Annotated in this window: 11 protein-coding genes; 5 read left to right on the top strand and 6 right to left on the bottom strand. The window is 53.2% G+C overall.

Annotation, left to right across the window (positions count from 1 at the left end):
• Positions 1–13: 13 nt before the first annotated feature.
• Positions 14–1,360 (bottom strand): hypothetical protein, encoded by a 1,347-nt coding sequence (locus tag A6A03_RS17595; protein WP_066790901.1) that lies wholly within the window; start codon positions 1,358–1,360, stop codon positions 14–16.
• Between the two features lie 787 nt (positions 1,361–2,147).
• Here A6A03_RS17595 and A6A03_RS17590 point away from each other — a divergent pair.
• The 5 genes from A6A03_RS17590 (at position 2,148) to A6A03_RS17570 (ending at position 12,255) form a co-directional block, all read left to right on the top strand.
• Positions 2,148–3,542, top strand: coding sequence for a hypothetical protein (locus A6A03_RS17590; protein ID WP_156525381.1), 1,395 nt, complete (start codon positions 2,148–2,150; stop codon positions 3,540–3,542).
• Positions 3,543–3,630: 88 nt separating this feature from the next.
• Positions 3,631–5,994 (top strand): ABC transporter substrate-binding protein, encoded by a 2,364-nt coding sequence (locus A6A03_RS17585; RefSeq protein WP_066790897.1) that lies wholly within the window; start codon positions 3,631–3,633, stop codon positions 5,992–5,994.
• Between the two features lie 147 nt (positions 5,995–6,141).
• On the top strand, positions 6,142–6,954 hold the full coding sequence (locus tag A6A03_RS17580; RefSeq protein ID WP_066790896.1) for a hypothetical protein: 813 nt from the start codon (positions 6,142–6,144) through the stop codon (positions 6,952–6,954).
• A 420-nt stretch (positions 6,955–7,374) separates the two neighbouring features.
• Positions 7,375–8,181 (top strand): hypothetical protein, encoded by an 807-nt coding sequence (locus tag A6A03_RS17575; RefSeq protein WP_066790895.1) that lies wholly within the window; start codon positions 7,375–7,377, stop codon positions 8,179–8,181.
• 24 nt (positions 8,182–8,205) lie between these two features.
• Positions 8,206–12,255: an AAA family ATPase gene (locus A6A03_RS17570; RefSeq protein ID WP_066790893.1), complete on the top strand. Its 4,050-nt coding sequence runs from the start codon at positions 8,206–8,208 to the stop codon at positions 12,253–12,255.
• Here the strand turns inward: A6A03_RS17570 and A6A03_RS17565 are convergent.
• The 5 genes from A6A03_RS17565 to A6A03_RS17550 are packed head-to-tail and all read right to left on the bottom strand — an operon-like array spanning position 12,246 to position 18,576.
• The gene (locus tag A6A03_RS17565) at positions 12,246–12,602 is read right to left on the bottom strand and encodes a hypothetical protein (RefSeq protein ID WP_066790892.1); all 357 of its coding nucleotides are present in this window, start codon (positions 12,600–12,602) and stop codon (positions 12,246–12,248) included. The genes A6A03_RS17570 and A6A03_RS17565 overlap by 10 nt on opposite strands.
• Positions 12,595–16,296 (bottom strand): hypothetical protein, encoded by a 3,702-nt coding sequence (locus A6A03_RS17560; protein ID WP_066790891.1) that lies wholly within the window; start codon positions 16,294–16,296, stop codon positions 12,595–12,597. The genes A6A03_RS17565 and A6A03_RS17560 overlap by 8 nt, the downstream gene beginning before the upstream one ends.
• A complete protein-coding gene (locus A6A03_RS20495) occupies positions 16,293–17,114 on the bottom strand; it encodes a hypothetical protein (RefSeq protein ID WP_156525380.1) in 822 nt (273 codons plus the stop codon). The genes A6A03_RS17560 and A6A03_RS20495 overlap by 4 nt, the downstream gene beginning before the upstream one ends.
• Positions 17,111–18,130, bottom strand: a complete 1,020-nt coding sequence (locus A6A03_RS17555) for a tRNA guanosine transglycosylase family protein (RefSeq protein ID WP_066790890.1) — start codon at positions 18,128–18,130, stop codon at positions 17,111–17,113. Before A6A03_RS17555 ends, A6A03_RS20495 begins: the two co-directional genes overlap by 4 nt.
• Positions 18,130–18,576: a GNAT family N-acetyltransferase gene (locus A6A03_RS17550; RefSeq protein WP_066790889.1), complete on the bottom strand. Its 447-nt coding sequence runs from the start codon at positions 18,574–18,576 to the stop codon at positions 18,130–18,132. Before A6A03_RS17550 ends, A6A03_RS17555 begins: the two co-directional genes overlap by 1 nt.
• Between the last annotated feature and the right edge of the window lie 192 nt (positions 18,577–18,768).

The raw sequence follows: 18,768 nt of genomic DNA, 5'->3' as shown, positions 1-18,768 counted from the left end.
CTCTCGAAACGCACTACCGGACGATGAATGGCACGGAGATGCGGAATGGAAGGTTTCGGTCCCACGGACGATACCGGACGAAATTGCTGACATGATCACCGGCGCCGTTGTTGTAGTCGCCATCGGTTCCGGGTGGGTTGGGGTCGTTCGGACCGGATGCGCTTCCCCACCAGTTGTTCACGGCAGAGATCCAGTGATTGGGTTCACCGTTGAACACGCCGTATTGGGTATTACCGTAGATGCGGCATCGCTCAATGGTGGGATTTGCAGATGCACCGTAACTAGCTAGGCCACGGATATTATTGCGTAGGGTGCAGAGACGAATTGATGGAGATGCGTTTTCAATATGGATGGCGCCCCAGCCCCACCAATCGGCGCCGCCGCCGTAGCGGAGTTCGAGGTGGGTGAGCGTGCCGCTGCTGCCACTGCGGAAGAGGATGCGGCCCCACTGCCCCGGACCCGGCAATTCGGTGGAGTTGTCGGTCGCACCGCCGATGGCATCGTCGCGGGGTGAGGTGACATAGATGGGTTGGCTGGCGGTGCCGGTGGCGTTGAGCGACCCATTGACGAGGAACTCGGCCTCTCGCCACGACGGTTTGATGACGATGCCCGGCCCCCACGTGAGCGTGCTGCCGAGGGCGATGGTGATGTCGTTTAAGGGTACATAGGCGGCCTCGGTCTCGTCCCACGTCGTGTTGGCGTTCACCGTTCCCTCATAGACGCAGATGCCGTTGTAGATGCTGCCGGTGAAACTGGCCGGGCTCATATTGTTCAAGGTGAAGTCGTTCTGAGGGGTGGTGCTGAGGGCGCACGAGGATGCGCTGGTGAGGGTGGCGGCGGTGAGGCTGACGGTGGCGCCGGTGTCGAGTTGCAGCATGCCCCACCACCACCAATCGGCGCCGCCGCCGTAGCGGAGTTCGAGGTGGGTGAGCGTGCCGCTGCTGCCACTGCGGAAGAGGATGCGGCCCCAGTTGCCTGCGGCGGGCAATGCTGGATCGTTGTCAGTATTTCCGCCAATCGTGTCATCACGGATTGAGGTGAAATAGACCGGACTCGCCTGTGTTCCTGACACAACTAGCTCACCATCAACGATCATGCTTCGTCCAAGGTTAAACTTCACAATAGCGCCAGCCTGAATGGTCAGCATTACACCGGCAGGTACAGTTACATCGGAGCCAGAGATGACATAGACATTACCGGCTGTCCACGTCTCATTGTCCGCGAGGGTACCGCTTCTACAGATCACGCCCGGATCGCTGCAGTTTAGTGCTGCATGCACCTCGTTTGGCAATACAATGAGAACAACGACAAGAGTGATAAAGCAGATCAACGGAATGATTCGCCAGAGATGCCAATTCATAACAACGGCTCCTTACATCAGCGCATATTTGCAGTATTAGCCTGCCAATGCGTGCGTGACCGGGTACCCAAGGATCTTTCGTGGTACGCGATTGAGCCGTTCAATTGCCGGCATCTATTGAGCGATGAGGCAAGGATGTTCTCCTTATTGAAGCGCCTTCGCACGGCGTTGTCACCCCGTAAACCCTGTATTACAGATGACAATTCTGTTATGTGCTCCTAGGGGTGTTATGCGCAGAGAATGAGGATTTGGCACTGCAAGTATCACAATGGGCGGGAAGAGCGTGCCGCTGAAGGGCATGGCATTGGCACTAGGGTTGTTATGACCATCAACCCTACCCCACACCGCGCGTTTCGCCTTCCCATTCTTTGCAGCGGTTCAAGGGCAAACAGAACGTATGAGTGCATATAGAGTTGATGGCTTTGCGATGCGCTGGTGTACCCTTTTTGTCCGCCCCTCAACCCCCTAGCGGCCGGTTCCCCTCGGTTGTGAGAATGTCGCTGAAGATGAAAAGGGTGTAACGCTCTCTTTGGGTGAATAATGTATATTTTTGTATAGATATTCAATGCAAAAAACAAATCTTTATTTTTAGTTTATTTGTTGCTATATGGATTAATTGTTCAGATGTAAAGATAGTATTTTCATGCTTATCAAAACGCTCTTGCGTTGATTGCGCGCCGGTGCTCTACCGTATGCCGCTGCTTCGCCGCCTGCATTGCCCCTCGTTGCCGCCGTATCCGGCGCGCCGGTTGGGTGATGGGTTTTGCGGTGACGCTGGGGGTGGCGTATGCGGGCAATGCGGGGGGGGGTCGCGCTGGTGTTGGTTGCGCTGGCGCTGAGCGGCGGGGTATGGGGCGGCGTTCCGAACGGGCCGGCGGTGCGCGCGCAGGCGGATGTCATTGACCAGTGGGCGCAGGATACGTGGGCGTATTTGCGCGCTGCGCAAACGACTTCCCATCATCTCCCGTATAGTTGGTGGTCGCCGGTGATCCCCGGCGGCGATTATGCGAACCCGGCTGAGATCGGGTTGTACGCGCTGGCGTGGCTGGCAGCGTATGACGCTGGCCGTCCGTGGAGTCCAACGTGGGCCGAGACTGAAGCCACGGTCAGCGCCATCCTCAACCAACTGCGCGCGTGGCAGACCGGCGCGCAGGCATTTCAGCCGCACGGCCCCAATGCCTACCAGCGCCGCGTCTTTTACCAGTGGTATTGGATCTCGTGGAACCCGCCGGTGGTGGGGGCGAACGTGGGCGATAACCATTTGGTGCCGTCGATTGATAATGCGTGGCTGGCGGCAGCGTTGATGACCATCCGCGCGTATGGCGCGGCGCACGGCCATACCACGTTGGCGCAACCGGCGGATGCTATCCTCAGCGAGATGGATTTCACTCTCTGGTACCACCCTGCGACGCACCGGTTTACGTGGGGTGCGGTCGAGAATCCGCAGGGTGGCACGGAAGCCGATTATCTTTCCAACGAGAACCGGATCATAAACTTCGTTGCCCGCGCGTTGGGCCATCTGAGCGCCGCTGAGTTTCGGCTGAGCCTTGCGGCGTTGGCTGGGCCAGCCGGAAGCTATGGCGGTATCACGGTGGCGCAGATGGCGTGGGACGGTTCGTATTTTACGTATGCGGCGCCGGCGTTGTTTGTGCGCGAGCTGGCGACTGAGTATGGCCGGCAGACGCTCGTGCCGGCGACGCAGGCCCAGATCGCGTATGCCCGTGATCGGGGGTATGTGGCGTGGGGGTTCTCGGATTGTTTTGATGTGGGGACGGGCGGGTATGTGCAACAAGGCGCGCCGCCGGCAGCGAGTCCCGGCGCGCCGGAGACGCGACCGGGGTTGGTGACGCCGCACGCGGCGGGGTTGGCGCTGATTACCCCGCTGGCGGATGAGGCGATCGCGACGTTGCAAACGCTGGCGAACACGTTTCCGTGCGTGTATGAACCCGGCTTCGGGTTCCGCGATTCGGTGATGGTACACCCTGCGGCGGCTGACTATGGCCAGTGCAGCGCCCGTTACAGCGCCTTGGCGCAATTGTGGTTGTTTTTGGGGTTGGCGAATGATCGCAATGGGTTTGTGTGGCGGTACTTCTACCGCGATCCCGGCGTGATGCAGGCCCATCTTGAGATGTACGGCGGCGCACAGGTGTATGTGCCGGTGGTGATGGCAGCGAGGGAATAAGGTGGCGTCAATGCCCCGCGCCTTGCTGCAATCGCTCTCGTTGCGGCACGGTTTCTCGGTTGCAGTTCCACCCGAAAGGAGGTTGCTGATGAATCCGCGCATTCGTTCGCTGGTCGTTGGCGCATCCATGTTGTTGGCGGTATTGCTCATCGTGCAAGCGGCGACGGTTGCGGCGCCACCAGCGACCGTTGCGGCGTCACCGGCGGCGCCGCCGACACTGGCTACGGTCACGCCGCATCCGCTGCTGAGCGACATCCGCATCCGGCGGGCGCTGGCCTACTGCACCGACCGGCTCGCTCTGATCGAGTCGGTCTATCCATTCTTGAATGCGACTCAGCGGCAGGCGTTGGTCATGGATACGTTCCTGCCCAAAGATCACTGGGCCTACCACGCGCCGCCGCCAGAGTTTACTTATCCGTTTGATCCGGCGATGGGCCGGCAATTACTGGCAGAAGCCGGTTGGACGCTCGCCCCCGGTGCGACCTATCGCACCAACGCAGCCGGCGACGAATTGGCGCTGTCGTTGACGACCACCAATGCCTCATTCCGCCAGACGTGGGCGGCGGCGCTCGAAGCGCAATGGCGCGACCACTGCGGCATCCGGCTGGTGCGCGAGCATATCCCGGTCTCAATCTGGTTTGGCGCTGAGAGCGGGTTACGTCGCCGCGATTTTGAACTAGGTGCGTTTGCATGGGTGGGGCAAGCTGATCCCGGTGGCTGGACGCTCTACGCTTGCGATCAGATTCCGACCGCAGCGAATGGCTGGAGCGGTCAGAACTATATGGGTTGGTGCAATCCTACGGCCAGTAGGGCCATTATTGCCGCCAATACCACGTTGCTACGCCAAGACCGGATCAATCACTACGCCATTGTCCAAACCGAATTTGCCCGGGATATGGTCTCGCTGCCGTTGTTTAATCGCATCCACAGTGAAGCGTGGAGCCGGCATCTGTCTGGAGTTCCGGCCAGCCCAACCGGTTACAGTCTCGCTAGCGCAGCCAACTGGGAACGCGATGATGGCGGGACAACGATAGTGGTTGGTTTTACCCAGCAGCCGGACAACCTGTTAGAAAGAGCTTCATGGCAAGCAGTGGCATTTGATGCTAGACACTTGGCGAAAGGCGTGTACTACACCGAGTACCACTATGACTATCAACCTGTCTTGCAAGACGGGTTGAGCACAATCGAGGCGGGTTTAGCGCAAAATGCGACCGTCAATGTCACTGCCGGGGATCGCGTCTACAGCATTGAAGGCGAACCGGTCACGCTCGCAGCCGGGGTGACCGTGATTGACGCTGACGGCAACGAGGTGACATATAGCGGTACGGGCACGATTGCCATGAAACAACTGACCGTCCGCTACCGCCTGAAGAGCTACCGGTGGAGCGATGGCGTTGCCGGGTCGTTAGCCGACATCCGGCTTGGGCTGCAGGCCGAGTGTGATCCGGATACAGAGCGGCGGCAATCGGTTTGCGACGCCATCCAGCAAACCACGTTCGGCCCCGGCCTCGAATACACCCTAACCTACTTGCCCGGCTACCAGTCATCCAACTACTCCCTGCTGCCGTCCTACCCGGTATACTTCCTGCTGCCGTTCGGCATCTACCCGGCGCATCAAGTGCTCAGCGATGGCCGGGTGCTGGCCGATGTGCCGCCGCGCGAGTGGGCAACGCTGCCCGAACTGGCCGAGCGCCCGCTCAGCTTTGGCCCCTATATGCTGGCCGAGTGGGTGCGCGACGATCACATGACGTTTGTCGCGAATCCGTACCACACTCCCGCACCCAAGGTGGGCCGGATTGTGATCCGGTTCTTCTCTTCTCAAGACGCAGCGATTGATGCGCTCGTGAATGGAGAGATTGATTTCCTGCCGGCATACGCCTTATTTCCCGATCAACGTCTGGCTGATGCCGCGGCGACGGGCCAGATCAATGTTGCGTATATCCCATCACCGACGTGGGAACATATTGACATGAATCTCGACCGCTATACGGCAGTGGCAGCACGCCCGCTCCCGCCCGCTGGCGGCGTTATTCAGACGGGTATGAATGCGACCATTACCGTGCCGAACGGTGCTGTAACCGAAACGACAACCTTTGTCTACAACCACAATGCGACGCCAGCCCAGTCCTTCAGCGGGGCAGAAACAGCGGTGAGCGGGTTCTCGTTGCAGGCGGTTACCGCCAGCGGCCAATCGGTAACGCGGTTTGACGTACCGATCACGATTCAGATTGACTATACGGATGATGACCTTGCCGCGCGGTCGATCCTAGAAGAGACCTTGAATGTGGCCTATTGGGATGGCAGCGGGTGGCGCAATCTGTTGCCGTGCGCAGGATGCAGCCACGATCTGGCCGCCAACCGGATCATCGTCGTGCTCGACCACCTGACTGAGTTTGCACTGAAGGGAGTGGTTGAGCGCGCGCGGCTCTATCTGCCGATCATCAACCGGTAGCTGTGGGGGCAGCGCGGTGTAGGGTGGGCGCTGCCTCCATCCAGTTCCGATCGGGTGCGTTGGCGGTTGCACCCTGTGGGTCGTGAGCATAGGGTAGCGGCTTCGCTATCGATTATGAACGGGATAGCAGCAATAAAGGAGATTGCCATGGCCACCAACGTGCAGACATCCAAGGAAGACTTCATAGACACCCTCATCAAACTGGGTGGCGTTGTGAGTTTCTTGACAACGGTCGTTTCATTTGTGCTCCAAGTTGGCGGCTGGCTAGATGATCCTGAAACGCTCCGGGTTGTTTCAGGAGTCGCTTTTGCGCTGTATGCCGGCAGCACGTTTTGGTTTGCCTTCAAAGCGCGGCATGTCACTGCCACGTGGCGATGGAGTAGTTTAGCAGTCCTCTATGTGGCGACAATGTTCTATTTTACGTGGGTTGGGACATGGCTAATAGCACCAGTGACGAAGCCAATCATCATTGATGATATGACCGGTATCTCGGTGTGGAACTACGCGCAACTTCCCGGATCGTCAGTAGCGATCCGCGGGGTGACTGACAAAGAGACCTATGCCATGCAGATCGATTACATGGTGGCAAAAGATGGCTGGGTCGGTATTTATCGTGAGATTAGTTCAGGGGCTTTGGCAGGCACCAAAGCCATTGGATTTTCGTTCAAGGGGAACGGCGCCCCAAACACGCTTGAACTCAAATTATTCCGCAAACCCGACGCAAGCGGGCGCAGCGCCATCTTTGGCACGCTCTGGAATCAGGCAACGAATACTGCGGATTGGAAGTATGTCGAAGTTCCCTATAGCCAGTTTGTATGCTGGCGCGACACCGGCTGTCTACCGGGTGAACTGATCGAACCGGGCGATATTTGGAAGATTGATATTGCAATCTCTAACAAAGTGAATGACACGCCGGGTCGTGGTACGGTGTTCATTGGTCCTATTCTGACGATTCCATGACGTACCAAATATGAAACCGTGCCAACCCGTCGCACCTGTGTGAATCCGTTTCCTCATGGATTGAAGAGGACACGGATTCACACGGATCGGGATGGATGCCCATGGTTTGGCAGCAGTGTTGTGGATACGGGTACGGGTGAGAGCGAGGCAGGGCGCTGCGACGGTGGTGTGAAGGGGCTACGGATTAGGATGGACTGACGCAGATCAGCAAGATCGACGAAGGAGCGTATCTCACTCTGCGAAGTTCACGAAGCTAGATGTTGCAAGATATAATGTTACAATAGGCGTATGTTTTAATTGTCATAATTCTGTATTGCTCTATCTCCTAGGCGTCGTTTGTCAACCATGTTGGTTGTGTGACAAAATATGAGGTAGGATGTGCGATTTTGCTCAGTATCTCACTGATGATCAAGGCTTAGCATGGCTCCACTCAGTTTTCATATCCGGCATGAGGTAACTCCTGAACGCTGTTACGACGTGTTTACAGCGATTGCAGACGGTTTTCCCTATCAGCACATAACCCAGAGTGACCGGCAAGAGGCGCGATTACGGCAGCTCGGTTTGATCGAGCGCCAAACGTTGAGCGCAAATGGTAGTGCATTGCTGCGGATACTCCAGCAAAAGCCGAGCTTATGGGGTGATCTACTGCATTTTTTGCACTATACCCGTTGGTCTCCGATAGCGCCAACTGAACATGCGTTTTCGTGGGTCTATCGCCAGTTTACTGATCATTTGTGGGAAGCAAGCAATGTGTTTGTGGATGAAAACTACTTGCAACCCTTAGTAAGTGCTTTGATCAGCAAGATTGAGGCTGAACCAGCGTTTGCCCACGTGATTGGGCACAAAACACGTACTGGAACAGTATCGCTTAGTCATTTAAGTCTTGTAGGTGCGCTCAATTGGATAGCTGCCTTACAGCCGCCAGTCATCAATGGTCAGCAATTTGCACGTCGCTTCTTTTGCCCGCCGGAATTAATGTTTCTCGCACTCGGTTGGGTTGCGCAAACGAGTGGTGGTGAAGTAGACATTGACTTTCTCCTCTCAGCCGAACGCCGTCAAGCGCTGTGTAAGATCTGTCTACTTGATCCTGCGGGATTAGATCGGTCACTTGATTGGATGCTACCGCAATATACTGCGTATGTGCGCCCCGGAACTCGGGCCGGCGCTTATGGCCGTTTCGTGCGATTCGTGCGTTGGCCCGATTTGGCAGCGCTGGCGTCTTGTTAATGTGGATTAGTGTGGAGGTAAGTTATGAGTGTTGAAGGTTTGCAAGCCGTACTTGATAAAGAAGAAATAGTTTCGACGCCGCTTGCCAATGATCTGCTTGATCAACCGGCGTGGGTTGCCGAGATCTTTCGTCGCCATGTTCGTACATATATCCCGTTTGCCCGTCAAGCAACGAAGGGAGAGCACGGCATAAGTGTTGCTGAGTTTGAACGGCACATTATTCGCGAAGTTCGTGCAGGGGGGGCAGTTCGTGGCTATCTGACCGGCGAATATGGTTACGGTAAAACGAGTACGGCACTTTATTTGTGGGATCGCGCCCAATCTGCCAACCTCCTATGTGTACCTACCTTTAAGCTACAAAATTTAAAAGATTTGGTCATTGCTAGCTATGGCTGGATGCGTTATGAATTGAGCCGAATTCGGCCTGATCTGATGAGCAAAGCTGAGCGTATATATAACGCTGTCATTGACAGAAGCGCCGAGACCCTAGCAACACGTTATCATATCAGCCTGAGCGCAGCCCAACAAATGCTGCAAGAACAGCCTGAATTGCTGCGTTTGAAGACAATCGACTATATTCGTTTTATCGAGGACGCTACCCAGCTCGCGCTGGAAGCTGGATACAATGGCTTGCTCATCTTAGCTGATGAGCTGCAGCAGTATATTGAGCCGGCTATCCATAATCATCAGCGCGATCCTATCAGCGCCTTGTTTGATCTTGTGGAGGCTATTCGGAGTCGACGGGGCCATCTTCAATTTGGTCTGTTGTTAATCATCCCGCCAAAGGATCTGAGTTTGCTACGTGATCAACGCGGCGATCTGGTTCATCGGATTCTACAGGCCAGTCTCGATTTGAATACAGTGTACGATCGTTGGTTTCCGCAGCGTCTCTGGTATCGCTTGGCTGAAACCTTTTCGTTCACGGAGCATCGCGATCGCGTTATCAGTACCGATTGTCTCGATGCGTTAGGTCAAATCGCATCGCGTGGCGATCTGTCAGATGGGCCGCGCACAGTCATTAATGTGTTGCGACGCGCCACACAACGTTACATTGCCGCAGGTTATCCTGAAGACGATCCATATTCGCCGGAAGATTTAATCGATGATTTTCTCAGTGGCGCTATTACCTTTGATAGTGCTCGTCGTATCCCCCACATTACAGCGCAAGCGCTGAATCACAGCATGGTGAAGGGGCATCCGATACGTGAGCGTGCAATCAAATGGGCGGCTGCGTTTCCGCAAGAAGGATTACCGCGTACTCTCCAAGAACGGCTCGGTTTAGCGGAAACGATTGATGAATTGGCCCATAGTGTCCTCAATGATCTTTTGATAGAGGTTGGTGACAGGCATAGTGGCGGGGTAACCCTGCGCGGTCTCGATCATGTCGGCGGTCAAACTGACTGGTTAACCTCGGCAATCCGCGATTTCTGGCGCACTTTTGATCAAGACACAGCTCAAATCCGTCGTTGGGTTACTTCGGCTTTTACGAGTCTGCTGACAACGAAGGTTTTTCCGCCCAATCAATGGAAAGTTACGAATGTATCTGATGGTGGATTATTTGAAAATGCTGGTCTGGTACTTGAAGGATGCTTTGCATCTGTTCAACAGCGCTTTCCGAACCGACGCATCGCTGTGCAAGTACTGTGGCAGGATGAGCCGGAACTTGGCGTTAATGATAGTGCGGAAATCCTGATCTTGTTCCGCTTGTTTAGCGACAAGCAAGGATTATCGTCTCCACAGTGGCGCTCATTACGCCTAGATGCGCAAGCTCGCCGGATTGAAGTTGACCTTAACATTATACGCCGTAGCGATGATCTGGTGTCCGTGCAAATCGATCAGTTCGTGCGTCCTGTGATCTTGTCTACCCATCTCACTCCATATTTGTTGCTTGCGCTATATCAATTTCTCGATGATAAACGCACTAACAATCTGATTCCTAAAGAAGATCTCCAATTTGTGCAGTATGGTTTTCAGACTGCGCTATTAGATGCAACGTTTCAGCTTCTGTTTGAGGCTAGTTTAGACGGTTCACAAGCGGTCGGTCAAGAGCGTTTCATAGAGAAAACGCTCAACTCACTGTTGGAGCAGCTCTATCCGGTATATAGTACGTTTATGCGTACGCAACAATGGAATAATACTTTGCAAAAATACATAAATGTCTTGCAACGCCACGATCTGACCTATGAGCGGCAAGGACAACTTCCGTTAGAGGGTACGAAGCACGAGATTGCTACGATGTTCGGTATGTCTGATACGGGTTTTGATGCTTTTGTGGAAAACTTTAGTGCGCTGATTCAAATCGAGCGACCTTTTCCTACGCGAGCTACTGCCCGTGCAGGCAATAAAGGCGCCGTACGGCTGACCCTGCATCCGCTCGAACAAGCAATCCTTGGTTGGATGCAAGAGCGTCCAACCTTTGATGGTGAGGGTCAGATATCTCGTTGGGAATTACCGCTAGCTGATGTACGTCGCTGCGCTAGCCAGCTTGGCTACTTGCCGCAAGAGATCGATATGGCTGTTAGGTTGCTCGTTGCGCGCCAGATGGCTCGGCTTGATGCGCAACGCGATGTTTTGTACGAACAAGCTGGTCTTGTTTTGTCGCTTGAGGAGGTTGAGCAAGCGTTGAACGCTTGGGAACACGACCTGCAAATACTTGCGCAAGCTTTTCCAGATTCCGTGCAAATTGTCCATTGGCAAACAGAAGCGCATACTCTGCGCCGCGAACTTGAGAATCAGCGTCAAGATCGGCCTGATGGACAACGTAGATTAGCAATCAAAAATCAGGTGGCTAGTTTCAGTAAGCTTCTGCAAGCGTTTGTTACTGAGCAGTATCGGCAACTGCGCGATCGTTTCAGCCAACAATACTTCATCCTTTCCCAATTTGATCGTCATTTGATAACACAACTTGACCAAACTGTGAGCGGATCGTTAGCTTTTGGGCCGACGCTCGATCGGTTGCGCATCAAAACGCTTCATCGATACGGAGAATTTGATGATGCATTGCAGCAAGTTCGCACAAGACTAGAGAAAGTACAACACATGTTTCAACGCGATGAGATCGCGTTCGATCGGTTAGTACACCATGCGACGACATACTCGCAGCTTGAGCGTGAGATACATCGTCTACGCCAGCATTATGATCAGCTTGTCCAACAAGTCAAAATCATTGCAGATTGGATTGAGTTAGCCAAACAGGCTGCTCACCTCGAGGAGCAATTGCAAGCTTTGGGTGGTGAAGCTAGCACGTACCGCGCTGACTTTTATCGTTGGTCGCAACAAGTGCAAGATATGCTTGTCAGTCAGCAGGTTGTCGATCTGGTACCGCTTGGCCGAGCGCGGGACGAACTAGCACTGATCCAAAACGCAGTTCAGCAATGTTTAACTGTTGCCGAACAGCGTTTTGCTGCCAAGCAAGCCCTCTACCGACAAATGATGAGTGAATTGCTTGGATTGGATCAGGCGGCATTGTGGCCGTTGCGCCAGTATCATCCGTATTCCGCCGCAGCAAGTGAAGCGCAGCTATTAGTGGATGTTAAAGCGACGCTGCAAAATTGGTGCGTTGCGATGGGTTCTATGATCCGCCAGCTCTCCACTGACTTACGCTCAACGCTTTCTTCACCAGAAGTTGCCATGTTGCCAGATGAAAAGCTACAGCGGTGGCAAGAACTTGGCATACGCCTCCGAGATGAGCTGCGCCGGTTAAGCCATAACATAATGGAGTACGAAGGTAGGACTGAAGATGTGGCGATTTTGCAGGATCTCCAACCGTCAGGAAGCGGCGGTTTTCACACTTTGCTCACTGTTCTCAGCGACCTGAAAACGGCTGTGAGCGTCGTGCAAGCTGAAGTCGCTTTCATGCAACAGGAATTGCAAGCGCTTCAGCTTGCACCAGCCGAAGAGCAGGTTGTGGCTGCACTTGACCATCACGCAACGCTCGTGGAATTGGCTGATGTACGTATGCTCACTTCTGATCTGACCGATACCGATTTTTGGCAAGCGTTACAGGGGTTACATGCAAAACGACGAATTCGGATTTACTGTGAATCGCTACGTATTGAACCATCTCAAACGTAATGCCCACCTCCAGTGGCAGGTGTTGCAGTGACTGCAACGTCTACTGCGCTGCTAAGCAATTGATAGTGCGCGCGCACAGTAACTCGTACGGCGAGCGTATTGGCGCAGGCTTGGGCTATGACTTGCACTGCTTCCTCAAGATCACGGACATCGTTCATCTGTGTGAACGTCGCAAGATATTGGCGCAAGGCTTTTGTTTCGAGCAATCGCGAGCCAGCCTGATAAGCAATCGTGATGGTACTATCTGGTTGCGGTTCACCACTGATTGGGCAGAGGTGCGCAAACGGGTACGTCAGACTTATCTCAGTGATAAGGTGTGGATAACGATTGGGAATTGTCTCAAGCATGCCCGGATCCTGGCAAATCAATAATGAGGCGTACAATACCGCGTTCGTGGAGTTGGAGCAATTTGTGCAGCAACTCACTGCGTGAGACAGCACCATTCAGTTTAGCCAAGAGAGATGAAAGATCGCTCGGCCCTACTGGTAAATCCGATAGAGCAGCAGCCAATGCCGCGTGATGTTTCATTGTTGTAGTATCTAATTGCTGTTGTAATGTTATCCGTTCGCGTAGTTTCTGGATTCGTTGAATCAATTCGGGTTGGATTGTTAGGGTTTCAGGCGCGAACAGCTTATCTGGATCACGGGTAAGCGTAGCTAGGTTTCGGATCTGTTTACGCAAACTTCCTAGTTGTCGTCGTTGTACTGACGGTTGGTTGTGATCATCGGATAAACTTAGCTCTAGTAATAGCACAGCACGATGCAGCGTCAGCGCAACCGTTCGTTTCAGGATTCGGTAGCTCTCTTCATCATTGGCAGCTTGATACGGTGGTAGCGTAAACGAAGCAGGCAAATCGAACAGCGCCATTAGGGTCTCTCGCAGTTGCGCGGCAGCCTGTTCGTATGCAGCGCGTCGTTCGTCTGTTAATTCATCGAATTGACGCCGAAGCATTGTCAGCCGAGCTCGCAGGTGGTCGATCTCGGCAAGGCCTTGCATACCGATCTCAGCTTGGATTGCGCGTGCCTGACGAATTAGTCGGGCTAACTCTTGCCGCAATGTACTTAATTTGCTATTCGTCGATGGAATTCGGTCTAGGGCTATTTGTAATCTAGCCAGTTCACTGGCAAAGATAACCCAGTGTTCATAATAATTCGCCTGCTGGAGCCAATTTTCCAATCGCCTAGCAAAGTCATCAATCGTCTCAAGTGGCGTTTCGGTGGTAGGATTGGTAACAAACGCTGTGACCGGCCCTTGCAGATGGTGCTGCACCTTTACCAACTCGCGACGTACTGCGGCCAGATGGTTGAATAATGGCCCCTCAGGTGGTTCAGGCAGCGCTTTCGATAGTTGTGGTAAATGCCGCATCATCGTGTTCCGGAGCCGATCACGGTGCGCTTGCAGGGCCGCACGGCGCTCCTGTTCTAGTTGGACAATGTGTTGTTCCGCTTGATCAAGACGCCAAGCAACTAATGCTCCATGCTCCGTATCCGGATCAAAGTCAGCCAGCAGGGCCTGCAACCGATCAACAACCTCAGATCCTAGCGCTTGAGCGCGTTTTTTCAGCATCTGTAATTGGTTGGCAAGTTCTATTGGGGTTGGTGCAAGCGGAACAGTGAGCTGCACCCCATCCTTCTGAATGAGACCGCGCAGCAGTGCGAGCGTCAAAAGCTGAGTAGCCTCGGCTGCGGCGAAACCTGCTTGACGTAAGAAACTATAGATATCCTGCTCGGAACAACTGCCGTGCTGGCGTACCTGATCAGCAATCTGGAGCTCCATCGGATGTGGGTGCAAGCGAATGACCGCCTGATCGCCTTGCCATTTCTCTACCCGTAACAAGTCTCCATGTTGGCGTGCATAACTATCAAACCCAGCATGGCGTTTTTGGCCGAAAAGGGCGGCAATATGTGACTTACTGCCAGTCACTGGCTGCTGGCCGAGGCGTGCCGCCGGCGCGAGCGATTGCAAGGCTTGCTGATAATCACGCATAAGCGCCATCCAGTTAGCAGTTCGCGCGAGCGGTTGATAGTCAGGCCATCGCTTGCGAAACAGTTGGAAGAGAAACTCTTTGACAGCGCCAGCGCCAGCCGATACTACTGGCATTGTTACCGCCGTGAAGAGACTGGTTGAGAACAGTTCAGCCAATAACCATTCGTGTAGGCGTGATACAGCATCTTCTATGCGCATCCGATCGCGTTCGGGAAGATTTGCGATCGGTTCACGACGGAGATAGCGGAGCAGGCTTAGAATAATCGCTGGTGAGATGGGATGTGGGCTAAGATAGTGTGCAATCCAACGGATACTATTGTGAAAATGGTGTTGAGCTACTTTGCTAATAGCCATTGTGAAAATGGCCAATTTCAAATCATCTGTTATTCTTAGTGAAGAAATTGATTCCGGTTTTAAATCTATTGCAAAAACGAGCGTAAGATCAACGTCATCGGCAGGTTCACTTGGTGCTGATGTAAGGTTGGCATCGCGTACCGAAAGCGCAATGCGGCGCAATGGAAAAGACGTAGAGGAAGTTCCCTCGATGATACCAGCATACGTATTATCAGCAGTCAATTCAATGTCTACAATACTACTCCAACCATTCAGATCATGCACTTTGCTAGGAAACAATAGCGGGATAACAATATCACGAAAGGTGCGCGCCGCATCTTCGGCCAACAGTTGTTGATCAGTAATTTGCATCCAATAACGACGCAAAAGAATGTTGAGACGATTGGCTGGCCGACCCACTCGCTGTAATTCAATCAATGCTAATCCTTCATCGGTTTCAGTAATGATTTCGCCGCGCAAATCGTCATTCAATTCATTCCATGCTTGGGAAAGACCGTATCGTGCGGCTACTTGCTCTGGGCATCCGCGTGGGAAAGCAGCAATTAGTTTTAAGGCAGCAGATCGCTCCTGTGATCGTTGAAAGTAAGGAAAGTTCAATAATTCAGCTACAAGCGCAGGAATGATGCCCCGATCACCATCAAAGCGAATCTGACCACTGAGCAAATCATCGATCAGATTGATGGGCGTGTAGGTCGCTTTGAACGTTTGATCCCAACTCGCGGCAGTGCGTTGCAAAACATTAATCACTGTTCGGGGACCATTACTCAGATCTTCACGCTCACATAACTGACCAAGCGCTTCGAGCGTTGGCCAGTCAATGACCTGCCGTTCAGCGTCACTGAGCGATAGAGTGTCAGCGTATTGCTGCCAAAGCCGGGCAGGAAACGTATGGTCATAAATATGCCGGATATCGAGGTATAATCCGTCATCTTTAATGCGATGAAGGATATCTCCTGCCCGATCAGCGAGTGTCCGCTCAGTATCGGGATCCATTGTGAAAACAAGTCCGAACGGCAACTTTCGCACCCGCAGTCCCCAAATTAACTGCCGCAATGCAGTCAATACACCTTTGTTTGCATTTCCTAATAACTGCTGGAATTCATCAATAATGACTACCAAACCATTGTAGCAAGCCGATTGGGCTACTCTTGTCGCTTGTTCGAGGAAGGCGAGCAGATTAATGCTCACGTCGGCAAAATCTAGGTAGCCGCGCTCAAGCTTGTCACGAATGGCAACGACCGCCTGCGCAAAGGGAATGCCAAACTCACGTTCATCGTGTCGAGCTAAGCTTTCCGCACTACTCACAAGAAATGCATCGTAAGCTTGCGCGAGCGTTTGGGCCGATTCTGGCAAGGTAAATGCCAGCCAACCATAGATCGCATCTGCTAATTCAGTAAATGAACCGCACGAAACGGGCGGGATTGCGAGGACACCGGCTTGGCGGCAAGCGTGCCATAGCCCGATAGCTGAAGCTGTCTTGCCATAACCAAAGGGGGCGATGAGACATGCTTTCGGCGTTTTAGCTTCCTGCACCGCTTGGAGAAACGAACCGCGCAGTTCAGCAAGAGCCGGTTGCTCGACATACGTCTTCGCATGCCATTCATACACATCCCGTACTTCAGCGGATGTATCACGCAATGAACGCGCGCTAAATGTTGGTACGATAGGCGCTTTAGCTGCAATGTCGCTCAAATGATTCATAACGCCATCCTCTGTGGTGCAAGACCGACGACAGGTACGGTACGCAGAAGGACGGTGTCTCCACCGTCACCGGTTCGTCGGATAAGATATCCTAGCTCGTGAAGGATCATGACCATGTCGTCGAAAGTGTCACCGTCAATGAGCAAAGCGCGACAGGCCCTTTGGCGGGTTGGTTCATCAAGCCGCAACGGAGCGCCAGTAGCTATGTTGCGAAGTGTAGCTATCGCTTCTAAGGTCAGTAACAACGCTTCAGGCGAACATGAGGAACGGTGATGGAATTCGCTCCCATGGCAGCAAGTAGGACTTAGAGCGCGCAGCCAATGCATAATGCCTAAGACACTGGAGGCGCTGAATGAAGCTCCTTTGACGCCAAACTGTTTTTCAGCGCCAGCGATAACCATCGCGACTAACCGATCAACATCAATCGTAGTTGGTGCTTCTTCCCATAAAAGACTAGTTACCGCTTGGTATGCCCAAGCAAAACCCTCACCTCCCGTTTCTGGCGTCCAAAGCCACCAGTAGCGGAGATGGATTAACTCAACCCATAACAATTCGTCGCGTAACGCTATTTCTGCAAGCTGTTGCCCTAGTGATGTGAGTCGCAACGGAGCATGCCTGCTCGGTCGATCTAGTAAGCCCAAATCACGCAACGAAGCAAACACTTTGGCTGATGATTGGCGGCGACCGATGTCAAAATCGTGGCTGCGCGCCAAGGCCAAGAAATCTTGCTCGCTAGTTAACGGCGCTGTGCGCAACAAGAGCAATGCCTCACGCGCCACAGATGGATGAAAGTCATGGCGGACATGGAATGTTGTCATAACTTTTTGGTTTGTATGCGGCGGTAGCGTGATCGCTCAATGAGAGATTGGATTTCGGGATTCGAGGTATGAATATCACGTTCTAATGCTGTGATCGTGTCATGGATTACTAATAAATTGTGGAGAGCTTGATCAAGGCGATCCTTTTGCAACTGCTCAAATGATTCACAAAAAGGACATTGGTGCTTGGTCAATGCTTTCAACTCGGCAAAACTTTCTTCATTGTACGCCACACCACCTATTTCTCGCAGCATCCCATGAGAGATATTACGCCGTCCAAGGAAAGGTAATAACACATTGCCAAATCCGGCGGTGCGAATCCAGCAGGAGCTATCAAAGCTACTAACACCTAATTCGTGCAGAATCGGAATAAGCGCTGGCGTGCCAATACCGAAGGCATGCGTTTGAAAGCCAAAGCGCGCCGCTAGGTCTTGTAAAAATTCGAGATTGCTTAAGGCACGCCGAGTCAAAATGTTAATGTCTTTGCCGGCGCCAGTTGTGTCAAAACTCCCAAACCCGATATAGCGGAATCCCATCTCAAGGTAAGCATCAACGCAAGCGCGGATCTGTTCGCGCGTATAACCTTGCACAACCGGCAAAGCTTTCGCGCGAATTTCTGGTGGAAGTTCTCGTGAAAAGAGGCGAGCAATGCTAATGGTAGCCTGAATACGTTCTTCAACTTCCGCTGGGCTCAGATCGGAAGAAGGCACATAATCCGGCAACACGTACACATCAGCCCAACGATTGTTGAGAATCCAATGCATCAATTTATCGTACAGCTCTTCATACGCTATCTCACCTTGCTGAACAAAATAACCGCCCGAATCGAACCAGATCCGGCTGCGCCCAACGAAATGCTCATACACGAATTGCACCGTGCTTGGTTCGGCCAGACCGGGCAAAGGTGTCAAAATGATCTCGCGAAACGGATCAAGGCCACTGCCAGTTCGCTCCCAACGTTGCAGCAGACCGCGCAAATCGTGGCGCCGGAGTGTAGCTGAGGCAACGAACCGCATTACGCCTCCGCAAGCGTTAATTGCCAGAGCACAAGTGGTCGCCGCCGTCCGGCTTCGATCGTGACTTGCTGAAAACCTAGCCGGGCATAGAACGCATTTGCCGGCAAGTCTACCGGACAACGGGCAATGATCGCATACCGTCGATGTACGTAGCAGGATTCACGCAATACGGTAATAAGCATCCGCCCAATCCCCTGTCGTTGCCAGTTTTTTGCGACACAGATATCGTATAACGCCGTCTCGTCACCACGAACCCGATGATTATAGCGTAAAAAGCCGATGACTTCACCGTCTGTCTCGGCCACAAACAATCGATGGCGCTGGATCGAATCAACAAATGTCGCAGCGACGATGAAGCCCAATGCTGATCGGTGCGCATCAGCAATGGTCTTGCAGGCGGTGACATCAGTTAACTCGGCTGGACGTACAATCGGTTGTGATGGCATACGTGCTTGTTAGGCAGCTCTCTGGCTCAGATGTTCGCCATTATAGCAGATACTGCCCACTTCAGTGCAGTCTTCACGTATTCGCGCCTCACTGCGATCGTCCTGTATCGTGGATCAGAAAACAGAAGACAGTTTGGTTCACTTTTGGTTCATGTCATTGGTATAATAAGATGAAAACTCTCCGTATCAAGC

It is taken from the genome of Chloroflexus islandicus (assembly GCF_001650695.1).
GTDB classification, from domain to species: domain Bacteria; phylum Chloroflexota; class Chloroflexia; order Chloroflexales; family Chloroflexaceae; genus Chloroflexus; species Chloroflexus islandicus.
Note: the sequence above shows the minus strand (reverse complement) of the source record. Positions and strands in the feature narration are given on the sequence as shown.

Coding starts and splice junctions, on each gene's coding strand:
- A6A03_RS17595 (WP_066790901.1), bottom strand. CDS start 1,360: ATGAATTGGCATCTCTGGCGAATCATTCCGTTGATCTGCTTTATCACT.
- A6A03_RS17590 (WP_156525381.1), top strand. CDS start 2,148: ATGCGGGCAATGCGGGGGGGGGTCGCGCTGGTGTTGGTTGCGCTGGCG.
- A6A03_RS17585 (WP_066790897.1), top strand. CDS start 3,631: ATGAATCCGCGCATTCGTTCGCTGGTCGTTGGCGCATCCATGTTGTTG.
- A6A03_RS17580 (WP_066790896.1), top strand. CDS start 6,142: ATGGCCACCAACGTGCAGACATCCAAGGAAGACTTCATAGACACCCTC.
- A6A03_RS17575 (WP_066790895.1), top strand. CDS start 7,375: ATGGCTCCACTCAGTTTTCATATCCGGCATGAGGTAACTCCTGAACGC.
- A6A03_RS17570 (WP_066790893.1), top strand. CDS start 8,206: ATGAGTGTTGAAGGTTTGCAAGCCGTACTTGATAAAGAAGAAATAGTT.
- A6A03_RS17565 (WP_066790892.1), bottom strand. CDS start 12,602: ATGCTTGAGACAATTCCCAATCGTTATCCACACCTTATCACTGAGATA.
- A6A03_RS17560 (WP_066790891.1), bottom strand. CDS start 16,296: ATGAATCATTTGAGCGACATTGCAGCTAAAGCGCCTATCGTACCAACA.
- A6A03_RS20495 (WP_156525380.1), bottom strand. CDS start 17,114: ATGACAACATTCCATGTCCGCCATGACTTTCATCCATCTGTGGCGCGT.
- A6A03_RS17555 (WP_066790890.1), bottom strand. CDS start 18,130: ATGCGGTTCGTTGCCTCAGCTACACTCCGGCGCCACGATTTGCGCGGT.
- A6A03_RS17550 (WP_066790889.1), bottom strand. CDS start 18,576: ATGCCATCACAACCGATTGTACGTCCAGCCGAGTTAACTGATGTCACC.